Origin of the sequence: Streptomyces sp. NPDC001568 (genome assembly GCF_042893755.1) — a bacterium.
Taxonomy (GTDB): Bacteria; Actinomycetota; Actinomycetes; order Streptomycetales; family Streptomycetaceae; genus Streptomyces.
In genome coordinates this window covers 1-5747 of sequence record NZ_JBIAVF010000039.1, presented here as the reverse complement: position 1 = coordinate 5747, position 5747 = coordinate 1, and the positions used below count along the sequence as shown (strand labels likewise).

General features: G+C 73.3%; 1 protein-coding gene. It reads right to left on the bottom strand.

From position 1 onward, the window contains the following. Positions 1-60 precede the first annotated feature (60 nt). Positions 61-5747 (bottom strand): type I polyketide synthase (locus ACFY0I_RS39435; protein ID WP_388904619.1); only part of this gene is annotated, 5687 nt, incomplete at its 5' end.

Genomic DNA, 5747 nt, shown 5'->3' with positions numbered 1-5747 from the left:
TGGAACCTCACCCATGCTCGTCACAAACCCTCGTGCTGTTACTGCCTGCTGTCCGCTGTGCTAGATACCGAGCTCGTTCTCGATGAAGTCGAAGAGCTCGTCGGGCGTGGCTTCCTGGAGTTTCTCGGCCACGGCCTCGCCGCTCGAATGGGCCTGGGGTTCACCCCATTTCGCCAGGAGGGCCTGGAGGCGCGAGGCGATGTCGGCGCGCGTTCCGCCGTCCGGATCGAGGACGGAGAGCGCGGATTCGAGCTTCTCCAGTTCCGCGATGCCGGGCGCGGCGGCCGTGCTGCCGTCCTGGACGATCTCGGCCCGCAGGAACTCGGCGAGGACCGTCGGGGTCGGGTGGTCGAAGACCAGCGTGGCCGGTAGTTTCAGTCCGGTGGCGGCGTTCAGTCGGTTGCGCAGTTCCAGCGCGATCAGGGAGTCGAAGCCGAGCTCCTTGAAGGCCCGACCGGCGCCGACCTCGTCGGTACCGGCGTGTCCGAGCGCGGTCGCCGCGTGGATGCGCACCAGTTCCAGTACGGCCAGGGCCTGTTCGGTCTGCGTCATCACCGAAAGTCGGCGGCGCAGCACTTCGCCGGGGGCCCCTGCCGTGCCCTCGTCCGCTCCCCGGGCCGGGGTCGCGGCGGCGAGCCGACGGACCTCGGGCAGGTCGGCGAGGAACGGGCTGGGCCGTACGGCGGTGTAGCCGGGCGTGAACCGCTCCCACTGGATGTCGGCGACGGCGACGGCCGGCTCCCGGTGGTCCAGGGCCTGCTGGAGCGCGCGGATCGCGGAGCGCGGCGCCATGGCGGGCACGCCGCCGCGGTCGAGTCGCTCTCCGATGGCACCGCCGGCGGCCAGTCCGCTGTCGCCCCACCGACCCCAGGCCACCGAGGTCGCGGGCAGGCCGTCGGCGTGCCGCTGCTCGGCGAGGGCGTCGAGGTAGGAGTTGGCGGCGGCGTAGTTGCCCTGCCCGGCGTCACCGAGGGTGCCGGCGACGCCGGAGAACAGGACGAACGCCGACAGGTCGAGGTGCCGGGTCAGTTCGTGGAGGGTGAGCGCCGCGTCCGCCTTGGGGGCGAGCACGGTCGCGAACCGTTCGGGGGTGAGCCCGTCGATGACGCCGTCGGCGAGGACCCCGGCGGTGTGCACGACGGCGGTCAGCGGCAGGCCGGCGGGTACCGAGGCGAGGAGGCCGGTCACGGCGTCCCGGTCGGCCATGTCGCAGGCGGCGAGGGTGACCTCGGCGCCGAGTGCCACGAGTTCGTCCCGCAGTTCGGCCGCGCCGGGCGCGTCGGGGCCGCGACGGCTGGTGAGCAGCAGGTGCTCGGCTCCGTTCTCGGCGAGCCAGCGGGCGACGTGCGCGCCGAGGGCGCCCGTGCCGCCGGTGACCAGGGTCGTACCGTGCGGCTTCCAGGCGGGGGCGACGGGCGCGTCCGCGAGGGGGGCGTGGGCGAGCCGGCGGCCGAACGGCCCGGCGGCCCGGACGGCCACCTGGTCCTCGGTCCCGTCACCGGCGAGGATCCCGACGAGCCGTTCCAGGGTCCGTCCGTCGGCCTGCGCGGGCAGGTCGAGGAGACCGCCCCAGCGGTCGGGGAACTCCAGCGCGGCCGTACGGCCGAAGCCCCACAGCAGGGCCTGCGCCGGGTCCTGGAGCCGCTCGGACGGGTTCACGGCGACGGCGCCACGGGTCACGCACCACAGGGGCGCGGACACCTCGGCGTCACCGAGGGCCTGGACGAGCGCGGCGGTGGCCAACAGCCCGGCGTTCTCGCGGAGCGAGCCCGCGGGGGCGTCGGCGAGGGCGAGGAGGGAGAGGACCCCGGCCGGGTCGTCGGCCCCGTCGGTGATGCCCTTCAAGGTGGTGGCGAGCGCGTCCCGGTCGGCCGCGCCGGCGGCGACGGTGACCGTACGTACCTCCGCACCACGCTCGGCGAGCGTACGCAGCACACCGGCGGCGGCGTCCCCGGCCGACCCGGCCAGGGCCTCGGGCACGATGACCAGCCAGACCCCCGCGAGGCGGGTGACGCCCGCTTCGGCGAGCGGCTTCCAGGTGACGCGGTAGCGCCAGCCGTCGACCGTGGACTGTTCCCGGTTCTCACGCCGCCAGGACGAGAGAGCGGGGAGCAGGGAGGTCAGCGGCTGGTCGCCCTCGATGCGCAGCTCGGCGGTGAGCGCGGCGAGGTCCTCGCGTTCGACGGCGTCCCAGAACCGGGCGTCGACCGCACTTTCCGCGGGCAGCGCCTCCGCTTCGACGGGGGCGGCCTCAGGCCAGAAACGCTGCGACTGGAAGGCATAGGTGGGCAGGTCCACGCGCCGGGCACCCGTACCGGCGAACACCGCGTCCCAGTCGACCACCGCACCGCGGACCCAGGCCTCGGCAAGCGACGACCAGAACCGCTCCAGGCCGCCTTCGTTGCGGCGCAGCGAGCCCAGGACCGCTGCTTCGCGGCCCGTGTCCTCCACGGTCTCCTGCATCCCGACGGTCAGCACCGGGTGAGGACTGGACTCGATGAACACACCGAAGCCCTGATCGAGGAGCGTGCGGGTCGCGTTCTCCAGTTCGACGGTCTGCCGGAGGTTGCGGAACCAGTAATCGGCGTCCAGCTCGGGTCCGTTGACCCACTCCCCCGTGACCGTCGACAGGAACGGCACCCGCGCGGCCCCAGGAACGATCGGCGCGAGCAACTCGGCCAGCTCATCGCGCAGTAGATCGACCTGCGCCGAGTGCGACGCGTAATCCACCGCGATCCGCCTGGCACGAATGCCATCGGCCTCGCAGGCGGCCAGGAGCTCCTCCAGCGCCTCGACCTCACCCGACACCACCACCGAGGACGGACCGTTGACAGCAGCGACAGAAATCCGCGCCTCACCCCACCGCGCGATCCGCTCACGAACCTCGACGGCGGACAGGGGTACCGAGACCATGCCACCCAGACCGGCCAGCACCCGACCGATCGCCTGACTACGCAGGGCCACCACCCGGGCCGCATCCTCCAACGACAGGATCCCCGCCACACACGCGGCAGCGATCTCACCCTGCGAATGACCGATCACCGCACCCGGACGCACACCCGCCGCCCGCCACACCTCGGCGAGGGAGACCATGACCGAGAACAACGCCGGCTGGACCACGTCCACCCGCTCGAGGGAGGGCGCGCCGTCGACGGCGCGGAGCACGTCCACCAACGACCAGTCGGTGAAGGGCTCCAGCGCCTTCGCACATTCGTCCACCCGGGCTGCAAACACAGGTGAAGCGTCCAACAGCGCTTCCGCCATGCCCACCCATTGCGACCCCTGTCCGGGGAAGACGAAGGCGCTCCTGCCCCCGATGGTCGACCCCTGGATGAGCAGGGGTGCGGTGCCTCCGGCGGCCAGGGTGGCCAGGCCCGCGAGGTGGTCGTCCCGGTCCCGCCCGATGACCACGGCGCGGCGGTCGTGGGCGGTGCGGGTGGTGGCCAGGGAGTGGCCGATGTCGCCGCTTCGCAGGTCAGGGTGGGTGGAGAGGTGGTTCAGCAGGCGGTCGGCCTGGGCGTGCAGCGCCTTCTCGGTCCTGGCCGTGAGGGGCCAGGGCAGCGGGGTCGGCCGGTCGGATCCGCCGGCGTCGGGGGTCGTCGCGAACAGTAGGGGGTGGGGGTTCGGCGGGACAGGGGTCCCCTGCTCGCCCGGCCCCGGTTCGGCCGGGGCCCGCTCGATGATGGCATGGGCGTTCGTCCCACTGAATCCGAACGACGAAACACCCGCGCGCCAGGGCCGGTCGCCGTTCTCGGGCCACGCCTGCTGCCGCGTCAACAGGGAGACCTCGCCCACGCTCCAGTCCACGTGCGGGGTGGGCTCGGCGATGTGAATGCTCTGCGGCAGTACGCCGTGCTGCATGGACAGCACGACCTTCATCACGCCGGCGACGCCCGCGGCGGCCTGCGCGTGGCCGATGTTGGACTTGATCGAGCCGAGCAGCAACGGCCGGCCCTCGGGCCGGTCCTGACCGTAGGTGGCCAGCAGGGCCTGGGCCTCGATCGGGTCGCCGAGGGTCGTGCCCGTGCCGTGCGCCTCCACGACGTCGACCTCCGCCGCGGTCACACCGGCGTTGGCCAGGGCCTGGCGGATGACGCGCTGCTGGGACGGACCGTTCGGGGCGGTCAGCCCGTTGGAGGCGCCGTCCTGGTTGATGGCCGTACCGCGGATCACGGCCAGCACGGGGTGTCCGTTGCGCCGCGCGTCCGAGAGCCGTTCGACGAGGAGCATGCCGACGCCCTCGGCGGGGCTGAAGCCGTCGGCGTCGGAGGAGAAGGCCTTGCAGCGGCCGTCGGTGGACAGGCCGCGCTGGCGGCTGAACTCGATGAAGGTGCCGGGCGTGGACATGACGGTCACACCGCCGGCCAGTGCCATGGAGCACTCCCCCGACCGCAGGGCCTGCACGGCGAGGTGCAGGGCGACGAGGGAGGCCGAGCAGGCGGTGTCGACGGTGACCGCCGGGCCTTCGAGGCCGAAGGTGTAGGAGAGCCGGCCGGAGACGACGCTGCCCGCGCTGCCGGTGGCCAGGTGCCCTTCGAGGCCTTCGGAGGCGCCGCGTACGAGGTGGGAGTAGTCGGAGCCGTTGGTCCCGACGAACACCCCGGACTGGCTGCCGCGCAGGGTCTCCGGGTCGATGCCGGCCCGCTCGAACGCCTCCCAGGAGGTTTCCAGCAGCAGCCGCTGCTGGGGGTCCATGGCGAGGGCCTCGCGCGGGGAGATCCCGAAGAACCCGGGGTCGAAGGAGGCCGCGTCGGTGAGGAAGCCGCCCTCGCGGGTGTAGGAGGTGCCCTGGGCGTTGGGGTCGGGGTCGTACAGCGCCTCGACGTCCCAGCCGCGGTCGACGGGGAACCGGGAGAGGGCGTCGCCGCCGGAGGCGAGCAGCTGCCACAGTTCCTCGGGGCTGCGGACGCCGCCGGGGAAGCGGCAGCTCATCGCGACGACGGCGATCGGTTCGGCGTCCGCCCCGGCGGTGGGGCCGTTGGCCGTCGGAGCGGCCGTGGCGCCCGCGTCCCTGCCGCCGAGCTCGGTCCGCAGGTGCCGGGCCAGGACGGTGGGTGTCGGGTGGTCGAAGACGAGGGTGGGCGGCAGCTTGAGACCGGCGGCGGCGCCGAGCCGGTTGCGCAGTTCGACGGAGGTGAGCGAGTCGAAGCCGAGTTCCTTGAACGCCCGGCCGGCCTCGACGGCATCGGGTCCGGCGTAGCCGAGGACCGCGGCGACGGCCGTCCGGACGAGCTCCAGCAGCAGCCGTTCCTGCTCCGCCTCGGGCTGTCCGGCGAGCTGCCGCAGGAGCACGGCGGCGTTGCCGGTGTCCTCCGCCGCGTCGGTGCGGGCGGCTTCCGTCGCCTGCCGCGCCTCGGGCAGGTCGTGCAGCAGCGGCCGGGCGCGGCCCGAGGTGAAGGCGAGGACGAAGCGCTTCCACTCCATGTCGGCGACGGTCAGGGTGGTCTCGTCACGGTCCAGGGCGTGCTGGAGCGCGCTGACGGCCCGTGCGGGGTCCATCTCGATGACGCCGTGGCGGCGCATCCGGTCGCCGACGGCGCCTTCGGCCATGCCTCCGTCACCCCAGGGCCCCCAGGCGAGGGAGGTCGCGGGCAGGCCTTCGGCCCGCCGGTACTCGGCGAAGGCGTCGAGGAACGCGTTGCCCGGCGCGTAGTTGCCCTGTCCGGGGGCGCCGAAGGTGGCGGCGAAGGAGGAGAAGAGGACGAACGCGGACAGGTCGAGGTCGCGGGTCAGCTCGTGCAGGTTCC